Annotated in this window: 16 protein-coding genes and 1 pseudogene; 3 read left to right on the top strand and 14 right to left on the bottom strand. The window is 55.6% G+C overall.

The genetic code is table 11. The annotated features are described in order from the left end of the window. Positions 1 to 60: 60 nt before the first annotated feature. From dapB to FHC52_RS22750, 7 genes and pseudogenes are all read right to left on the bottom strand, one after another. Positions 61 to 882 carry a 4-hydroxy-tetrahydrodipicolinate reductase gene (gene dapB, locus FHC52_RS02160; RefSeq protein WP_023293311.1) on the bottom strand — a complete coding sequence of 274 codons (822 nt, stop codon included), beginning with the start codon at positions 880 to 882 and terminating at the stop codon, positions 61 to 63. A gap of 205 nt (positions 883 to 1,087) precedes the next feature. Beyond that, positions 1,088 to 2,038: a 4-hydroxy-3-methylbut-2-enyl diphosphate reductase gene (ispH, locus tag FHC52_RS02155; RefSeq protein ID WP_032654909.1), complete on the bottom strand. Its 951-nt coding sequence runs from the start codon at positions 2,036 to 2,038 to the stop codon at positions 1,088 to 1,090. 1 nt (position 2,039) lies between these two features. Continuing rightward, complete coding sequence (gene fkpB / locus FHC52_RS02150; RefSeq protein WP_023345412.1) at positions 2,040 to 2,489, bottom strand: FKBP-type peptidyl-prolyl cis-trans isomerase; 450 nt, start codon at positions 2,487 to 2,489, stop codon at positions 2,040 to 2,042. A gap of 117 nt (positions 2,490 to 2,606) precedes the next feature. Further along, positions 2,607 to 3,107 carry a signal peptidase II gene (gene lspA / locus FHC52_RS02145; RefSeq protein ID WP_008502034.1) on the bottom strand — a complete coding sequence of 167 codons (501 nt, stop codon included), beginning with the start codon at positions 3,105 to 3,107 and terminating at the stop codon, positions 2,607 to 2,609. After that, positions 3,107 to 5,923 (bottom strand): isoleucine--tRNA ligase, encoded by a 2,817-nt coding sequence (ileS, locus tag FHC52_RS02140; protein ID WP_025912149.1) that lies wholly within the window; start codon positions 5,921 to 5,923, stop codon positions 3,107 to 3,109. Before ileS ends, lspA begins: the two co-directional genes overlap by 1 nt. Positions 5,924 to 5,968: 45 nt before the next feature. Continuing rightward, entirely contained in the window at positions 5,969 to 6,895 is a 927-nt protein-coding gene (ribF, locus tag FHC52_RS02135) for a bifunctional riboflavin kinase/FAD synthetase (RefSeq protein WP_023326674.1), read from the bottom strand. A gap of 7 nt (positions 6,896 to 6,902) precedes the next feature. After that, positions 6,903 to 7,109 (bottom strand): annotated as a pseudogene (locus FHC52_RS22750) (DUF2575 domain-containing protein); the annotation flags it as partial. Positions 7,110 to 7,224: 115 nt separating this feature from the next. Between FHC52_RS22750 and rpsT the strand changes: the two are divergent. Further along, positions 7,225 to 7,488 carry a 30S ribosomal protein S20 gene (gene rpsT / locus FHC52_RS02130; protein ID WP_008502037.1) on the top strand — a complete coding sequence of 88 codons (264 nt, stop codon included), beginning with the start codon at positions 7,225 to 7,227 and terminating at the stop codon, positions 7,486 to 7,488. A 59-nt stretch (positions 7,489 to 7,547) separates the two neighbouring features. Here the strand turns inward: rpsT and nhaR are convergent, their stop codons facing one another. The 4 genes from nhaR to dnaK all read right to left on the bottom strand — a co-directional run bounded on the left by nhaR (position 7,548) and on the right by dnaK (position 13,001). Next, positions 7,548 to 8,447 carry a transcriptional activator NhaR gene (nhaR, locus tag FHC52_RS02125; protein WP_008502038.1) on the bottom strand — a complete coding sequence of 300 codons (900 nt, stop codon included), beginning with the start codon at positions 8,445 to 8,447 and terminating at the stop codon, positions 7,548 to 7,550. Between the two features lie 58 nt (positions 8,448 to 8,505). Next, on the bottom strand, positions 8,506 to 9,681 hold the full coding sequence (nhaA, locus tag FHC52_RS02120) for a Na+/H+ antiporter NhaA (protein WP_023326672.1): 1,176 nt from the start codon (positions 9,679 to 9,681) through the stop codon (positions 8,506 to 8,508). Between the two features lie 173 nt (positions 9,682 to 9,854). Beyond that, on the bottom strand, positions 9,855 to 11,000 hold the full coding sequence (gene dnaJ / locus FHC52_RS02115) for a molecular chaperone DnaJ (protein ID WP_008502040.1): 1,146 nt from the start codon (positions 10,998 to 11,000) through the stop codon (positions 9,855 to 9,857). An 87-nt stretch (positions 11,001 to 11,087) separates the two neighbouring features. Then, on the bottom strand, positions 11,088 to 13,001 hold the full coding sequence (gene dnaK / locus FHC52_RS02110; RefSeq protein WP_008502041.1) for a molecular chaperone DnaK: 1,914 nt from the start codon (positions 12,999 to 13,001) through the stop codon (positions 11,088 to 11,090). Positions 13,002 to 13,297: 296 nt separating this feature from the next. Here dnaK and satP point away from each other — a divergent pair, with 296 nt between their 5' ends. Beyond that, positions 13,298 to 13,864 (top strand): acetate uptake transporter, encoded by a 567-nt coding sequence (gene satP, locus FHC52_RS02105; RefSeq protein ID WP_126287602.1) that lies wholly within the window; start codon positions 13,298 to 13,300, stop codon positions 13,862 to 13,864. Here satP and FHC52_RS02100 read toward each other — a convergent pair. From FHC52_RS02100 to tal, 3 genes are all read right to left on the bottom strand, one after another. Next, the gene (locus FHC52_RS02100) at positions 13,841 to 15,163 is read right to left on the bottom strand and encodes an MFS transporter (RefSeq protein WP_095442975.1); all 1,323 of its coding nucleotides are present in this window, start codon (positions 15,161 to 15,163) and stop codon (positions 13,841 to 13,843) included. The two genes, satP and FHC52_RS02100, sit on opposite strands and share 24 nt — an antisense overlap. 122 nt (positions 15,164 to 15,285) lie before the next feature. After that, positions 15,286 to 15,873 (bottom strand): molybdopterin adenylyltransferase, encoded by a 588-nt coding sequence (mog, locus tag FHC52_RS02095; protein ID WP_008502044.1) that lies wholly within the window; start codon positions 15,871 to 15,873, stop codon positions 15,286 to 15,288. Positions 15,874 to 15,983: 110 nt separating this feature from the next. Further along, complete coding sequence (tal, locus tag FHC52_RS02090; RefSeq protein ID WP_008502045.1) at positions 15,984 to 16,937, bottom strand: transaldolase; 954 nt, start codon at positions 16,935 to 16,937, stop codon at positions 15,984 to 15,986. A gap of 262 nt (positions 16,938 to 17,199) precedes the next feature. Here tal and FHC52_RS02085 point away from each other — a divergent pair, with 262 nt between their 5' ends. Next, positions 17,200 to 18,630, top strand: a complete 1,431-nt coding sequence (locus tag FHC52_RS02085; protein ID WP_021240561.1) for a sodium:alanine symporter family protein — start codon at positions 17,200 to 17,202, stop codon at positions 18,628 to 18,630. Positions 18,631 to 18,645 lie beyond the last annotated feature (15 nt).

Genomic DNA, 18,645 nt, shown 5'->3' with positions numbered 1-18,645 from the left:
TTGCCCTATGCAATCAAATAATTACGACTGCAATAACCACATCACGATGGGTAATAATGCTTACAAATTGTTGAGATCCAGCACATCTCTCATATCAAAAAGACCATTTTTTTTCTCTTTCAGCCACAAAGCGGACCGAACGGCACCATTGGCAAACGTCATTCGGCTGGACGCTTTATGCGTAATTTCGACGCGCTCGCCAATATCGGCGAACATCGCGGTATGTTCGCCGACGATGTCACCCGCCCGGACGGTTGCAAAACCAATGGTGCCCGGCACGCGTTCCCCGGTGTGGCCTTCGCGGGCATAGACCGCACAGTCTTTTAAATCTTTATCAAGTGCATGAGCAATCGCTTCGCCCATCGCCAGCGCCGTGCCGGATGGCGCATCAACCTTATAGCGGTGGTGAGCTTCAACAATCTCAATATCGGTGTAGTTGCCCATCACCTTCGCGGCCTTCTCCAGCAGCTTCAGCATGACGTTAACGCCCACGCTAAAGTTTGCGGCGAAGACAATCGCAATCTCTTTGGATGCATCCTGGATAGCCTGCTTGCCCGCATCGTCAAAACCGGTGGTGCCGATCACCATCCCCTTGCCATGCTGGCGGCAAAATGCCAGATGCGCGAGCGTCCCTTCCGGGCGGGTAAAATCGATGAAGACATCGAAGTCCTCTTTAACCGCCTCCAGGCTGCTTTGCACGGTGACGCCGGTCTTTCCCGCGCCCGCCAGCTCACCAGCATCGGTCCCCAGAAGCGATGAACCGTCACGCTCCAGCGCCGCGCCAAGTGCTACGCCATCCATCTGAAGTGCCGCCTGAATCAGCTGACGGCCCATACGTCCACCCGCGCCCGCAATGGCGACACGGATCTGTGCATCATGCATAGTTATTCTCTTACGTTAAAATGATGTAAACCGTTTTCAGATTAACCAGCCTTTCTGAGCACTGCCAACTGAAAACACCAATAATTAGAATTTAACGTGAAACCGACTTAAATATCAGTAAAAGACATGATTTTGTCGTCACGATAAAGTAACAGGTAAAAAAAAGGCCAGCACAGGAGGTGCTGGCCTTTCATCAGAAAAGGGACTATTCGACTTCGCGGGCGTCGATGCGCAGTTCTTTCGGCACTTCGAAAACAATGTTCTCTTCACGTCCTTCCAGCGGCACCGCTTCGCCGCCGCCCAGTTCCTGCAGACGGGAAATGACGTTTTGTACCAGAATATCCGGCGCGGACGCCCCGGCCGTCACGCCAACGCAGGCCGCGTCTTTAACCCACGCTTCCTGAATATCCGTGGCATCGTCGATCAGGAACGCCGCTTTGCCCATTCGCTGTGCCAGTTCAGCCAGACGGTTGGAGTTAGAGGAGTTTTTAGAGCCGACAACCAGCACCACGTCTGCCTGTTCAGCCAGCGCGCGCACCGCTTCCTGACGATTGGTGGTGGCGTAGCAGATATCATCCTTACGCGGCCCGACGATTTTCGGGAAGCGCTGGCGCAGGGCGTCAATCACGTCTGAGGTGTCGTCTACGGAGAGCGTCGTCTGGGTCATAAACGACAGACGCGCTTCGTTTTTCACGTTCAGCGTCAGGACATCTTCCGGCGACTCCACCAGGTACATTCCCCCTTCCGGGTTGCTGTACTGGCCCATGGTGCCTTCAACTTCCGGGTGGCCGGCATGGCCAATCAGGATCGACTCTTCACCGCGACGGCTGGCGCGCGCCACTTCCATATGCACCTTGGTTACCAGCGGACAGGTCGCATCAAAGACGGTCAGATCGCGACTTTTCGCTTCGTTACGGACCGCCTGAGAGACGCCGTGCGCGGAGAAGATCAGGATCGCACCGTCAGGCACTTCGCTGATCTGCTCGATAAAGATGGCACCGCGTTCGCGCAGGCTGTCGACCACGTAGCGGTTATGCACCACTTCGTGACGCACATAAATCGGCGCGCCGTAAATCTCCAGCGCGTTTTCAACAATGCTGATAGCGCGGTCTACACCGGCGCAAAAGCCGCGCGGGTTAGCCAACAGGATCTGCATCTCAGGCCTCCAGTGCCGGATCGATCTCCAGCACTTCAATATCAAAATGGACAGTGCGCCCGGCAAGCGGATGGTTGAAGTCAACGGTAATCGAGTCGCCGTTGATTTCGCGGATCACGCCAGGCATTTCGCTGCCGTCCATAGCGGTAAAGAGCATAATTGCCCCGATCTCCGGTTCACCCGCGTCCATAAACTCACGACGGGAGAAATACTGGATCAGATCCGGGCTTGGCACGCCAAACGCGGCATCCGGCTCCAGCGAAAAGGCTTTTTTCTCACCCTCTTTCAGACCGAGAAGCTGCTGCTCAAGACCTTCAGACAGGGAGGTATCACCAAGACGAAACAGGGCCGGTTTGCCGTTGTTGCGGGTGGATTCAGCCGTTGAGCCGTCATCCAGCTTCAGCGTAAAGTGAACGAGAACCGCGCTGTTGCTCTGTACGGATTTAGACATGCAAATTGCTCGCTTGTTTTGGGTCATCTGTTGCCCGGTGGCGCTACGCTTACCGGGCCTACGGGAAGCCACAAATTCTGTAGGCCGGGTAAGCGTAGCGCCACCCGGCATTGATGCTTACGCCTGCTCTTTCGCGGCCGGTTTAGGCAAGAAGCCTTCCAGCACGATTAACGCCGCACCGATGCAAATGGCGCTATCGGCGAGGTTAAAGGTCGCGAAGTGCCAGTCGCCGACGTAGAAGTCGATCATATCGACCACAAAGCCGTGCCACAGGCGATCAAACAGGTTGCCCAGCGCGCCGCCAATGATCAGCGCGTAGGCGATGTTATTCAGCTTTTGCGTTGCCTTCGAGCGGTACATCAGCACCGCCAGGATCACGCAGATACCGAGAGCGATACCCGCAAAGAACCAGCGCTGCCAGCCACCGCTGTCGGCAAGGAAACTGAACGCCGCACCGTAGTTGCGCGCGTAGTGCAGGTTAAGCGACGGGAACAGCGGCACCGTCTCCCCCAGAGCAAAGTTCTGGAGGATCAGGAACTTGCTGCCCAGATCGATAATCAGCACCACCACAACCAGCCACAGCCAGCGCAGTCCTGTTGAACAGAGAGTTTTACTCATCAGGCAAACTTACGTTTTTCGCCGTCACCGGCGACGTTGCTTACACAGCGTCCGCAGATGTCTGCGTGTTCCGCCACCTGACCGACATCGGTGGTGTAATGCCAGCAACGCGGGCATTTCTCACCGTCGGCTTTGCTCAGCGCGACTTTCAGTCCTTTGAGCAGTTCGCTCTGCTGAGCATCAGCAGACGCGTCAGCATAATCCGCAACTTTCGCACCGGAGGTCAACAGGACAAATCGTAATTCATCTCCCAGCGCCGTCAGCTTCGCCGCCAGCTCTGGCTCCGCGTACAGGGTCACTGCCGCTTCCAGAGAGCCGCCGACTTTCTTGTCAGCACGTGCCTGCTCGATAACCTTGTTCACTTCGCCACGCACTTTCAGCAGCTCGTCCCAGAAGGCATCGTTCATCGCTTCGGTGCTGGAGAGATCGAACAGACCTTCGTACCATTCGCCGGTGAAGACATACTTCTCACGATCGCCCGGCAGGTAACCCCAGATTTCATCCGCGGTGAAGGACATGATCGGCGCCATCCAGCGTACCAGCGCTTCTGCGATATGGAACAGCGCGGTCTGGCAGCTACGACGCGCCACGCTGTCCGCTTTCGCGGTGTACTGACGGTCTTTGATGATGTCGAGGTAGAACGAGCCCATCTCGATGGAGCAGAAGCGCATCAGGCGCTGCACCACTTCGTGGAAGTCATAAGACTCATAGGCCTTCAGGATATCTTCCTGCGCCGCTTTCGCGCAGCCTACCGCCCAGCGGTCCAGCACGACCATCTCTTCCGGTTTCACCATGTCTTTTGCCGGATCGAACCCGTTCAGGTTCGCCAGCAGGAAGCGCGCGGTGTTACGAATACGACGATAGCTGTCGGCAGCGCGTTTCAGGATCTCGTCAGACACCGCCATTTCGCCGGTGTAGTCGGTCGACGCCACCCACAGACGCAGAATGTCTGCGCCCAGCTTGTTCATCACATCCTGCGGAGAAACGGTGTTACCGATAGATTTGGACATCTTACGGCCCTGACCATCCACGGTGAAGCCGTGAGTCAGTACCTGACGGTAAGGCGCTTTACCCTTCATGGCGGTAGAGATCATCAGAGATGACATGAACCAGCCGCGGTGTTGGTCAGACCCTTCCAGATACATATCGGCAGCGTGACCGGCAAACTCCGGACGCACGTCAACCACGGAGGAGTGGGTAGACCCGGAATCGAACCACACGTCCAGGGTATCCGGCACTTTCTCGTAGTTATCCGCATCAGCGCCCAGGATGTCGCGGGCGTCGAGATCCCACCACGCCTGGATGCCGTCAACTTCGACGCGCTTCGCCACTTCTTCCATCAGTTCCAAGGTGTTCGGGTGGAGCTCATGCGTCTCTTTATGCACGAACAGCGACATCGGCACGCCCCAGGTACGCTGGCGGGAGATACACCAGTCAGGACGGTTAGCCACCATGGATTCGATACGCGCCTGGCCCCAGTCCGGGATCCACTGCACGCCTTTGATCTCTTTCAGAGACTGCTCGCGCAGGCCCTTCTGATCCATGCTGACGAACCACTGCGGGGTCGCACGGAAGATAATTGGCGTCTTGTGACGCCAGCAGCACGGATAGCTATGCTGCATTTTTTCAACGTGCAGCAGCGCGCCGCTGGTGCGCAGCATGTCGACAATAATGTCGTTCGCTTTGAAGACGTTGATGCCGTCCAGCGCGGGGTAGGTGCCAGGCAGGTAGGAGCCGTCCGGCCCCACCGGGTTAGCGATTTCCAGACCGTACTTCAGGCTGATGTTGTAGTCGTCAGGACCGTGGCCACCGGCGGTATGTACCGCACCGGTACCCGCGTCCAGCGTGACGTGGTCGCCCAGGATCGCCGGAACGTCGAAGTCCAGGAACGGGTGTTTGAAGCGCATCAGCTCCAGCGCGTCGCCTTTAACTGTGCCCAGCACGGTGTAATCGGCGATGTTCGCGCGCTTCAGCACGCTTTCAACCAGATCTTTCGCCAGGATAACCGCCTGGCCGTCAATCTGCACCAGCGCGTATTCGAACTCACCGGACAGGGAGATCGCGCGGTTGGCTGGCAGGGTCCACGGGGTGGTGGTCCAGATCACCAGCGAGATCGGGCCGTTAACGGACGACACGCCAAATTTGGCTTTCACCGCATCCTGATCGACGGCATGGAAGGCTACGTCGATAGACGGAGAGGTTTTGTCGTAATACTCCACTTCCGCTTCTGCCAGCGCAGAACGGCAGTCCACGCACCAGTGCACCGGCTTCGCGCCTTTGTGCAGGTGGCCGTTACCGATGATTTTGCCCAGCGCACGGATGATGTTGGCTTCGGTTTTGAAGTCCATGGTCAGGTACGGATGCGACCAGTCGCCCAGTACGCCCAGACGGATGAAGTCAGCGCGCTGACCGTCAACCTGGGTGGCTGCGTATTCGCGGCACTTCGCACGGAACTCAGCGGCGGTGAATTTCTCACCAGGCTTGCCAAATTCCTGCTCAACTTTCAGCTCGATTGGCAGGCCGTGGCAGTCCCAGCCCGGAACGTAAGGCGAGTCATATCCTGCGAGTCCTTTGGACTTCACGATAATGTCTTTCAGAATCTTGTTTACAGAGTGACCAATATGAATGCTGCCATTCGCATAGGGAGGGCCATCATGCAGAATGAAGGTTTTTTTGCCTTTTTTGGCTGCACGAATGATGCCGTACAGGTCATCATCGGTCCAACGCGCCAGCATTCCCGGTTCACGCTTGGCGAGATCGCCGCGCATCGGGAACCCTGTTTCCGGCAAATTCAGGGTTGATTTATAGTCACTCATCAGATTCTCGGTTCCGTATTTATCACGTAGGCAGTTAAGCCGGGTTCAAAGCCCAAAAAACTCGCGGGCTGTTAATTCATCTCGCGCAATTTGCGCTTTGAGTTCATCCAGCGAACCAAATCGCTGCTCGTTGCGTATTTTTTTACGCAGTATCACATCTATATGGCGACCATACAGGTCCATTACAACGTCCAGCAGGTGCACTTCTAGCTGTTGACGCACACCGGCGACGGTCGGACGCGTGCCAATGTTGGCGACGCCGTAAAACGGCTTTTCGCCCAGTCCTGCCACTTCCACCGCATAGACCCCTTTAACCGGGGAAACCTGACGACGCAGCGGTATATTCGCCGTCGGGAAACCTATCGTGCGGCCCAGCGCATCGCCATGGACCACGCGACCAGAGATGGTGAACGGATGTCCCAGCAGGTTTTCTGCCGTATCCAGTTCATCGTTGGCCAGCGCCTGCCGCACTGCCGTGCTGCTGACGCGCACGCCGCCTTCACAGAAGGTCATCGCGCTGGTGACGTCAAAACCGTACTCCAGACCAGCCTTCTGTAATAGCAAGAAATCACCCTGACGACCAGCGCCAAAGCGGAAATCATCGCCCACGGCAAGAAACTGCACGCCAAGACGCTTCACCAGCAGGTCGCTGACGAAATTTTGTGCTGTCAGCGCGGCAAAGCGGCGATCGAAACGTACGCACAATACATAGTCCACGCCGGACTCAGCCAGATAGCGCAACTTCTCGCGCAGGCGTGTAAGACGGGCGGGAGATTTATCGCCCGCAAACAGCTCCAGCGGCTGCGGTTCGAAAATCATCACTACAACGGGCAGGCCGCGGGCCTCCCCTTCTTTACGCAATCCCTGCAACAGCGCCTGATGACCACGATGCACGCCGTCGAAATTACCAATGGTCAGCACGCACCCGTGCGGGGCTCTGCTGAGATTATGTATGCCGCGTATCAGCTTCATGTCTGGCTCAAAACAGTGAAAATCGCCAAAGTATACCTTGTACAGCGGTTAAGGTTAACCGGCGATTGTTCGTGCAAAACAGAAAGCCGTAATGATTTCATCAGGCTGACCTTTCGCAGCGAAAAAATCTGCTCGCGAACTGCGATTTTTATGCCGAAAAGCTGTATTCACGGACAACAAGCTGGTAGAATCCTGCGCCATCACTACGTAACGTAGCGTCGCCACATTAACGGCGCTTATTTGCACAAATCCATTGACAAAAGAAGGTATAGAGGGCATATTCCTCGGCCTTTGAATTGTCCACATAGATCATATTTGGGAGTTGGACCTTGGCTAATATCAAATCAGCTAAGAAACGTGCTATTCAGTCTGAAAAGGCTCGTAAGCACAATGCAAGCCGTCGCTCTATGATGCGTACTTTCATCAAGAAAGTATACGCAGCTATCGAAGCTGGCGACAAAGCTGCTGCGCAGAACGCATTTAACGAAATGCAACCAATCGTGGATCGTCAGGCTGCTAAAGGTCTGATCCACAAAAACAAAGCAGCGCGTCATAAAGCAAACCTGACCGCGCAGATCAACAAACTGGCTTAATCGCCGCTTGTTGTTGCTTGTTTTAAAAGAACCCGCTTAACGCGGGTTTTTTTATATCTTCAGATTGCCGGTGGCGTAAACAGCGCCGAGTAGTCACGGTTACAGATTCGCTGTACCGCCGGATGCTGAATCATCCTTTCAGCAAAGATGGCGTGATACTCCTCCATCACGTTATCCACTCTGCCTATCTCCGTAATCTTGTCGTCCGAATAGAGATCGTGCGCGTAGAGCGTCGGCGCAACGAAGATGGCGTTGTGGGCTTCACCAAAGGCTTTCATTAGCGCCGCATCGTCAAATTCGCCGAGGATTTCCACGTTTAACCCCTGCGAGTTAAACCAGTTCAGGAGCTTGCGCCCCAGCATGGAACGTCTTCCCGGCACCAGCAGTCGACGCTCTTCCAGGCAGGCCGGGAAGGGTTTCTCCGGCGGCGGATTAATGCACCAGAAGCTCACGCCGCATTCCCCAATTTTCACCGAGAACAGCCCTTCCTGCTGCGTCGAGTCGATCGGACAATCCGAGATAATCATGTCCAGCTTGTGCTGGCTCAGCTGTTCCAGCAGCATCTCGTGGGTGGATTCAAAGCAGCGAAGATGAATTTGTTCATCTTCAACCACCGCCGCATCCAGCACGCCGCTCACCAGCCGTTTGGACAGCGCATCCGCCACGCCAACATCAAAGAGCAGGTTCGACTCTTTGCGGTAGTTGACGATATCCAGCATCTCCTGGCTAAGGGTAAACATTTTGTCCGCGTAGCGGAAAACCAACTCACCCAGCTCGCTGGGTTCAATCCCGCGCCCCTTACGCTTGAACAGCTTGCCCTGCAAACGTTCTTCCAGCGCCTTGATTTGCCCGGTGATGGTTTGCGGCGTCAGGTAGAGCGCCTCTGCAGCCCCGACCACCGAGCCCTGTCTATAGACGTGCCAGAAGTAGTAAAGATGGTTGTAATTCAAATGAGACATCGCGTCTTCGCTCCTTGAGTGTGTTTCGGGAGAAGGATCGCCTCCTCCCGGTGTTCCGTTATGCCTGGACGGCCTGTCCGGACAATTTCACCTTCAACAAGGTATAACCAATTACGGCGGCCAGTAATGACCCGATGAGAATGCCGAGTTTCGCCCAGACGATCAGCTCAGGCGCATGCGCGCCAAATGCCAGCGTCGAGATAAAGATCGACATCGTAAATCCTATTCCACACAGCACGCCAACGGCCATAATCTGCTTAAACGTGGTGCCGTGCGGCAATGACGCCAGCTTCAGTTTCGTCGCCAGCCAGCAAAAGAGGCTAATACCCAGCGGCTTACCGATAAACAGACCGGCAATAATGCCCAGCGGCAGCACGGACGTCAGCCCGTCCAGCGTCACGCCGCCCAGCGAAACCCCGGCGTTAGCAAACGCAAACAGGGGCAGGATCATAAAGGCGACCCACGGGTGCAGCACATGCTCCAGCTGTTTGGCCGGCGACTTGCCGTCCTGAGGCTTAAGCGGTACGAAGAAGCCGACGATCACCCCAGCCAGCGTGGCGTGCACGCCGGATTTCAGCACCGCCGTCCACAGCACCATCCCCACGAGGATGTAGATACCGATGCGGCGCACGTTAAAGATGTTCAGCAGCGCCAGCACCGCAATCGCTCCGGCAGCCACGCTCAGAGACAGGATCGACAGATCGCTGGTATAGAACAGCGCGATAATCACAATGGCGCCAAGATCATCGATGATCGCCAGCGCCATCAGGAAGATTTTCAGCGCAACCGGCACGCGGCTTCCCAGCAAGGCCAGCACCCCGAGCGCAAAAGCGATATCCGTCGCGGCCGGGATCGCCCAGCCGTGACGTGCAACCGGATCCTGCCAGGTGAACGCCAGGAAGAGCAGCGCCGGCACCACCATCCCACCGAGCGCGGCAATGACCGGGAACGCCGCGCGCTGGCGGCTGGCAAGCGAGCCCAGAACCAGCTCACGCTTAACTTCAAGCCCCACCAGCAGGAAGAACACCGCCATCAGCGCATCGTTGATCCACAGCAGCATGTTCTTGTTAATTTCCAGCGCCCCGACCTTCAGCTCAACGGGCGTTTCCAGAAATGCATGATAGAGATCCCGCGTGATGCCAAGATTAGCCAGCACCATCGCGGCCGCTGCGGCAATAATCAGGAGCACGCCACCGGACGCCTCACTGCTAAAGAAACGGTGTAGTAATTTCATTTAAGTTCTCTCTTTTACAACAATACCTCGATAAAACCATAATACCAAGCCAAATAGATCGGCAAAAACAGATTAATATTGAGTATAGATTCACTTTTACCGAGCAATAACCGTAAATAAAAAAAGCCCGGAATCGCTTCCGGGCTTTTTGAAGATGAAAACCAGCTAACGGATTAGCGGGTCAAATCATCGAAGAATTTTTTGACGCCATCGAAGAAGCTTTTGGAACGCGGGCTGTTTTTCTCACCCGTCGGACCACCAAAGCTTTCCTGCAACTCTTTCAGCAGCTGTTTCTGCTTATCGTTCAGGCCAACCGGTGTTTCCACGACGACGCGGCACAGCAGGTCGCCCTGCGCACCACCGCGAACGGATTTAACGCCTTTCCCGCGCATGCGGAACAGCTTACCGGTCTGGGTCTCGCCCGGGATCTTCAGATTGACGCGACCATCCAGCGTCGGCACTTCGATTTCGCCGCCGAGAGCCGCCATCGCGAAGTTGATCGGCACTTCACAGTACAGGTTGTTCCCTTCGCGCTCGAAGATAGCGTGCTGTTTCACCTGCACCTGAACGTACAGATCGCCTGCCGGTGCGCCGTGTTCACCAGCTTCACCCTCACCCGCCAGACGGATGCGGTCGCCCGTATCCACGCCAGCCGGGATTTTAACGGACAGGGTCTTGGTTTTCTCAACGCGACCGTGGCCGTGGCATTTGGTGCACGGATCTTTAATCAGCGTACCGCGACCGTGACAGTGAGGACAGGCCTGCTGTACCGCGAAGAAGCCCTGACGCATCTGAACCTGACCGGAGCCGTGACAGGTTGGACAGGTCTGCGGCTGGGTACCCGCTTTCGCGCCGCTGCCGTGGCAGACGTCACACTCTTCCAGCGTCGGAATACGGATCTCTTTGGTAACACCGCGAACGGCCTCTTCCAGCGTCAGATCCATGTTGTAGCGCAGATCCGCGCCGCGCGCCGCGCGCTGACGACCACGCCCGCCGCCGAAGATGTCGCCAAACACATCACCAAAGATATCGCTGAAGTCGGCACCGCCGCCAAAGCCGCCGCCACCGAATCCACCGCCGCCCATGCCGCCCTGTTCAAAGGCTGCGTGACCGTACTGGTCATAGGCCGCACGTTTTTGTGCATCGGTCAGAACTTCGTAGGCTTCTTTGATCTCTTTAAATTTGGCTTCAGCCTCTTTGTCACCCTGATTACGGTCCGGGTGGAATTTCATGGCCAGGCGCTTATACGCCTTTTTGATTTCACGCTCTTCCGCAGTTTTCGGAACGCCTAAAATCTCGTAATAGTCTTGCTTTGCCATTGGTTTTTTTAAGCCCCTTAACATGCGAGCACGGGCGTGGAGAGTTCTCCTACGCCCGTGCCGATTAATTACCCTGCATCAGGGCGATTATTTTTTATCTTTAACTTCTTCGAACTCAGCGTCGACAACATCGTCGTCTTTCGCATTGTTCGCCGAAGCGTCAGCGCCCGCCTGCTGTTGAGCGTGCTGCTGCTGAGCGATTTCCATCAGCTTCTGAGAAGCCTGTGCCAGTTCCTGCATCTTCGCTTCGATGTCCGCTTTATCTTCACCTTTCAGTGAGGATTCCAGCGCACTCAGTGCAGCTTCGATAGCAGTCTTGTCTTCCGCTGGCAGTTTATCGCCTGCTTCTTCAACCTGCTTACGGGTGCTGTGCAGCAGATGGTCACCCTGGTTACGGGTCTGAACCAGCTCTTCGAACTTACGGTCGGATTCCGCGTTAGCTTCGGCATCGCGAACCATTTTTTCGATTTCCGCCTCGTTCAGACCAGAAGATGCCTTGATGGTGATCTTCTGCTCTTTACCGCTGTTTTTGTCTTTCGCAGACACGTGCAGGATACCGTCAGCATCGATGTCGAAGGTGACTTCGATCTGTGGCATGCCGCGCGGTGCCGGGTTAATACCGTCCAGGTTGAACTGACCCAGAGATTTGTTATCCGCCGCACGCTTACGCTCACCCTGCAGCACATGAATGGTTACCGCAGACTGGTTGTCTTCAGCGGTAGAGAACACCTGGCTGTGCTTGGTTGGGATGGTGGTGTTTTTGTTGATGAGCGCAGTCATCACACCGCCCATGGTTTCGATACCCAGAGACAGCGGGGTAACGTCCAGCAGCAGTACGTCTTTCACTTCACCGGTCAGTACGCCACCCTGAACCGCAGCACCGATAGCCACTGCTTCGTCCGGGTTAACGTCTTTACGTGGCTCTTTACCAAAGAACTCAGCCACTTTCTTCTGCACCATTGGCATACGGGTCTGGCCACCAACGAGGATAACGTCGTTGATATCAGACACGGACAGGCCAGCGTCCTGCAGAGCAACTTTCAGCGGCTCGATAGAACGGTTCACCAGGTCTTCTACCAGGCTTTCCAGTTTCGCACGGGTCACTTTGATGTTCATGTGTTTAGGACCGGTCGCGTCTGCAGTGATGTACGGCAGGTTCACGTCGGTCTGCTGAGCGGAAGACAGTTCGATCTTCGCTTTCTCAGCGGCTTCTTTCAGGCGCTGCATAGCCAGCGGGTCATTACGCAGGTCAATGCCCTGATCTTTCTTGAACTCGTCAACGAGGTAGTTGATCAGACGGGTATCGAAGTCTTCACCACCCAGGTGGGTATCACCGTTGGTTGCCAGAACTTCGAAGGTTTTTTCGCCGTCAACTTCGTCGATTTCGATAATAGAGATATCGAAGGTACCACCACCCAGGTCGTAAACCGCGATAGTACGGTTGCCGACTTCTTTATCCAGACCGTAAGCCAGAGCAGCCGCGGTTGGTTCGTTGATGATACGTTTTACTTCCAGACCTGCGATACGGCCAGCATCTTTGGTTGCCTGACGCTGAGCATCGTTGAAGTATGCAGGAACGGTGATAACAGCTTCAGTTACCGGCTCACCCAGGTAATCTTCTGCGGTTTTCTTCATTTTTTTCAGCACTTCAGCAGAAATCTGCGGTGGTGCTGTTTTGGTGCCTTTCACATCAAGCCATGCATCGCCGTTATCTGCCGCGATGATTTTGTAAGGCATGATGGAAACGTCACGCTGAACTTCTTCGTCCTGGAAGCGGCGACCGATCAGGCGTTTAATCGCAAACAGAGTGTTTTGCGGGTTTGTCACTGCCTGACGTTTAGCCGGCTGACCAACCAGAGTTTCACCGTCCTGGGTATAAGCAATGATAGAAGGCGTGGTGCGATCGCCCTCGGCGTTCTCCAGCACGCGTGCAGTAGTGCCATCCATAATCGCTACACAAGAGTTGGTAGTACCCAGGTCGATACCAATAATTTTACCCATCTAAACGTCTCCACTAAAAATTCAGTCAACATGTGGTTGTGTACCTGTAATAAGGGCAGAACGTGCTTTTTCAACTGCCCAGATTTGATTTTTTTCAGGTCCACACACTGCGGTTGACTACAAGATGGGGTCGCGACGGCATCCATCAAGGGGCAAGCATAAAAAAAATTTTAATTTCACCCTGATGAGATCATAGACGCCATCGATTGCGCCCATTATGATGCCGCGCCCCGTCAGGGAGAACTGACGCGGGTTTAACCATTTCACCATATTAATGATGATTTTTTTGAGGACTTATGGGCAACACTAAGTTGGCTAATCCGGCTCCGCTGGGCCTGATGGGTTTTGGCATGACCACTCTTCTGCTGAACCTGCACAATATCGGGATGTTCCCGATGGATGGCATCATCCTGGCGATGGGCATTTTTTATGGCGGTATCGCGCAAATCTTTGCGGGCCTGCTGGAATATAAGAAAGGCAATACCTTCGGCTTAACCGCCTTCACCTCTTACGGTTCTTTCTGGCTGACCCTGGTCGCCATTCTGCTGCTGCCTAAAATGGGCATGGCAGACGCGGCAAACGCCCACTTCCTGGGCGTCTACCTGGGCCTGTGGGGCGTCTTCACCCTGTTCATGTTCTTCGGTACCCTGAAAGGCAACCGCATGCTGCAGTTCGTCTTCCTGAGCCTGACCGTGCTGTTTGCCCTGCTGGCAATCGGTCACCTGGTGGATAACGAAGGCATCGTTCACGTTGCCGGCTGGATTGGTCTGGTTTGCGGCGCAAGCGCTATCTACCTGGCAATGGGTGAAGTGCTGAACGAGCAGTTTGACCGCACCGTTCTACCGATTGGTGAAAAACACTGATCCCTCTGTCGTGCCCGCCTCGCGGGCACGACATCCCCCCGCCTGACGAAGCCAAAATCCCAATACCAGCCCCATCACCGACAGCGCCAGCACGTACCAGGCCGGAGCCATGGGAGAGACGCCCATCAGGACCGTCACCGCAATCGGCGTCAGCCCACCGAAAATGGCATACGACACGTTGTAGGAAAATGAGATCCCGGTGAAGCGTACCTCCGGCGGGAACGCGCGCACCATGACGTAAGGCACCGCGCCGACAACGCCCACGCACAGCCCTACCACGCCGTACAGCAGGAACAACTGTTCAGGATGGCTGCCAGCCAGATGGTAAAACGCCCAGCTTGAAGCGGCCAGTAACAGGCTGCCGACAATAAAGGTAACGCTGGCCCCGAAACGATCTGCCGCCAGCCCGGCGGCCAGACAGCCAAAGCAGAGCATGATTGTCGCGATACTGTTTGCCTGTAGCGTCACGGCTGGGGCGAAACCGTACTGCTTTTGCAGCCACACCGGAGACATCAATATCACCACCACAATCCCGGCCGAGAGTAGCCAGGTGAGCAGCATCGACACCACCACCGCCTTTTTATGACGTACCACAACCGCCTTCACCGGCAGCTCCTGCGCCAGCGCTTTACGCTGCTGCATTTCGAGGAAAATCGGTGTCTCCTGCAGCCAGCGGCGCAGGTACATCGCCACCAGGCCAAACGCCCCACCCAGCAGGAACGGAATACGCCAGCCCCAGTCGTGTACGGCCTGCTGCGTCATGCTGGTATTCACAATGGTGGCGACCACCGAGCCGAGCAGGATCCCGACCGTCAGCCCCGCGGTTAAGGTTCCGCAGGCGATACCAATGCGGCGCGCCGGAACATGCTCTGCGACAAACACCCACGCGCCCGGCACTTCACCGCCAATCGCCGCGCCCTGAAGCACGCGCATCAGCAACAGCAGCAGCGGCGCGAGAATGCCCATCGAGGCATAGGTGGGCAGCAGACCAATGGCCAGCGTGGGTACCGCCATCAGCAGGATGCTGAGGGTAAACATCTTTTTACGCCCGACCAGATCGCCAAAGTGGGCCATGATAATGCCGCCCAGCGGACGCGCCAGATACCCGGCAGCAAAAATGCCGAAGGTTTGCACCTGACGCAGCCACTCCGGTATATCTGCCGGGAAGAAGAGCTCCCCCACTACGGCAGCGAAGAAGACGAAGATAATGAAGTCGTAAAACTCCAGCGCACCGCCTAAGGCCGCGAGCGTGAGGGTTTTGTAGTCCTGTCGATTCAGAGGTCGGGTGTTATGTGACATAGCGAACCATTATGCGTGTATTGTGGATTTATTTTTACAGCAATCGTAAAGAAAAAATTACTATACCGTAAAACCGTTACCACGCTATCGCCGCTTCAGCTTATGTCACATATTGATTAATTTCAGGAGATTGTTTCGCGACGCGCGTTTTTAGGACGAAAAGCTGCTACCACTTTCTCATCGGTTTCGACATACGGGCCGTCAAGCAGCTGTATACAATACGGTACACTTGCAAAGATGCCGTGAACGATGACGCTGCCGTCTTCCGCTTTTAGCCCTTCCAGCGTCTCTTTGATCGACTTCGGCTGCCCCGGGAGGTTCAGAATCAACGCCTGCTTGCGGATCACCCCTACCTGGCGGGAAAGAATGGCCGTCGGGACAAAGTGTAGACTGATCTGGCGCATCTGTTCGCCGAAGCCTGGCATTTCACGATCGGCAATCGCCAGCGTCGCGTCCGGCGTCACATCACGGCGCGCGGGCCCGGTTCCGCCGGTGGTTAACACCAGGTGACAGCTCATCTCATCCACCAGCTCACACAGGGTCTGCTCGATAATCGGCTGTTCGTCGGGAATAAGGCGAGTCTGGATCTCAAACGGGGTAGTCAGTGCACTGGCCAGCCACGCTTCCAGAGCGGGGATGCCTTTATCCTGGTAAACACCGCTGGAGGCGCGGTCAGAAATCGACACTAAGCCGATGCGTAAGGTATTCATATCCATTCCATTCAAAGAGTACTGATTAAAGGGAATGATACACGCAGAGAGGAAATTCAGACAGGGTACGAAAGCAGTCGCGTGACCGGGAGCCCGGTCACGCGGAATGATTACAGCAGGTCGCCGATCATTTTTTCCAGTTTTTCCTGGTCAACAGCAAACTTACGGATACCGTCCGCCAGCTTGTCTACCGCCATTGGATCCTGGTTGTGCTGCCACAGGAACTCGGATTCAGTGATGCGCTCTGGGCGTGCTTTCACTTCACCGGTGTAGGACAGTTTACGCTCCAGAGTACCTTCGCTTTCAGCCAGCTCTTTCAGCAGCGCTGGCGCGATGGTCAGGCGGTCACAGCCAGCCAGCTCGATGATTTCACCGACGTTACGGAAGCTTGCGCCCATAACCACGGTCTCATAGCCGTGCTGTTTGTAGTATTCGTAGATTTCAGTCACAGAAATCACGCCTGGATCTTCAGCCGGTGCGTACTCTTTCTTATCGGTGTTGGCTTTGTACCAGTCCAGAATACGGCCCACGAACGGAGAAATCAGGTATACGCCAGCTTCTGCACATGCACGCGCCTGTGCGAAGGAGAACAGCAGGGTCAGGTTACAGTTGATACCCTCTTTTTCCAGCTGCTCTGCCGCGCGGATACCCTGCCAGGTAGAAGCCAGTTTGATCAGGATACGATCGTTGCTGATGCCCGCATCGTTGTACAGTTTGATCAGACGTTTTGCTTTCGCGATAGACGCTTCGGTGTCGTAGGAGAGACGCGCGTCCACTTCGGTAGAGATACGGCCCGGAACCAGTTTCAGGATCTCCAGACCGATGTTCACGGCCAGTTTATCAGTAGCGTCCACAACCTGCTGCGCGCGGTCGTTGCTCTGCGCTTTCGCCCAGGTCACAGCCTCGTCAATCAGTTTGCGATACTCAGGGATCTGTGCGGCGTTAAGGATCAGAGAAGGGTTAGTTGTGGCATCCTGCGGCTGGTACAGCTTCATTGCCGCGATATCTCCGGTGTCAGCTACGACAGTGGTGAACTGACGAAGGGAGGTCAATTTATCCGTCATGATAGTGTTTCTCTTTTAACGTGCCCTGGATAATTCACGCTACCGACAGCATGCCTGCAGCGGAAAAATGACAGGTTTACTTGTTAGGGGGATGTAACCGGTCTGCCCTGATGATAACACGACGGAGGGGTAGCGCAACCGCAGACAGTGCGCTTAGGCAGAGTATGATAAACTCAGAATATTAACAGGCTGCTAAGCAACAGCATGCCCAATCAGTGGTAGCGCTTACATATTCACGTTGGCATCAACAAGAGGGACGTTAATGCCTGATTTCTTTTTCTTTATTAACGAAGTCCTCTGGGGTTCGATAATGATTTACCTGCTTCTGGGAGCAGGTATTTGGTTTACGCTACGCAGTGGGTTTATCCAGTTTCGCTATATTCGCAAGTTTGGCAGAAGTCTGAAAAACAGCGTCACGCCCCAGCCGGGCGGATTAACGTCGTTTCAGGCGCTCTGTACCAGCCTTGCGGCACGCCTGGGCAGCGGGAATCTGGCGGGGGTAGCACTGGCCATCAGCGCCGGTGGGCCAGGCGCGGTCTTCTGGATGTGGATGACGGCACTTCTCGGTATGGCCACCTCCTTTGCCGAAAGTTCGCTTGCGCAACTCTATAAAGAGAAAGATAAGCGCGGCCAGTTTCGCGGTGGTCCAGCCTGGTACATGGCGCGTGGCCTGGGGATGCGCTGGATGGGCGTCCTGTTCTCGCTTTTTTTACTGCTCGCGTACGGTCTTATTTTTAATACCGTCCAGGCGAACTCGGTCGCCCATGCCATGCGCTATGCCTTCTCCTGCCCCGAGTGGCTCGCGGGTCTCGCTTTAGCTTCGATCGTTCTGCTTACCATTTCATTCGGTCTCAAGGGTATCGCTCGCCTGATGCAGTGGCTGGTGCCCATTATGGCGCTGCTCTGGGTTGCCGCGAGCCTGTTCGTCGCCGCACTGCATCTCGACCAGGTGCCGGGCGTGCTTGCCACCATCGTCAAAAGCGCCTTTGGCTGGCGCGAAGTGGCTTCCGGCGCGCTGGGCTACACCTTCAGCCAGGCGCTGATGGCGGGTTTTCAGCGGGGCATGTTCTCCAATGAAGCCGGTATGGGGTCAACCCCCAATGCGGCAGCCGCCGCCTCTTCCTGGCCGCCACACCCGGCCGCACAAGGTATTGTGCAGATGATTGGCGTCTTTACCGATACCATTATTATCTGTTCCGCCAGCGCCATGATTTTGCTGCTGGCAGGCCCCGTCCCCCACGCGTCGGGAACCGTCGGGATACAGCTTCTCCAGCAGGCGCTGGTGACCCTGACCGGCGGCTGGGGAGCCGGATTTGTCTCTCTCATCCTGATCTTGTTTGCCTTCAGCTCGATTGTGGTGAATTACCTCTACGCCGAAAATAACCTTATTTTCCTGAAACTCGACTCCCGCGCCGCGATCGGCACCCTGCGTCTTGGGGTTATCCTGATGGTGGTAGCAGGCTCCCTGCTCAGTATGCCGCTGGTCTGGCAACTGGCCGATATCATTATGGCGCTGATGGCAATCACTAACCTCACGGCGATCCTGCTGCTCTCGCCCGTGGTGACCCTGATTGCCAGAGACTATCTGCGTCAGCGCAAACTCGGCGTTCCGCCGGTCTTTGATCCCGCCCGCTATCCCGATATCAAGGCGCAGCTTGCCCCCGGCACGTGGGATGATTTGCCACGGCAATAACAGCTATCGATCAAT

Origin of the sequence: Enterobacter sp. EC_64, assembly GCF_019584165.1 — a bacterium.
GTDB classification, from domain to species: domain Bacteria; phylum Pseudomonadota; class Gammaproteobacteria; order Enterobacterales; family Enterobacteriaceae; genus Enterobacter; species Enterobacter roggenkampii.
Note: the sequence above shows the minus strand (reverse complement) of the source record. Positions and strands in the feature narration are given on the sequence as shown.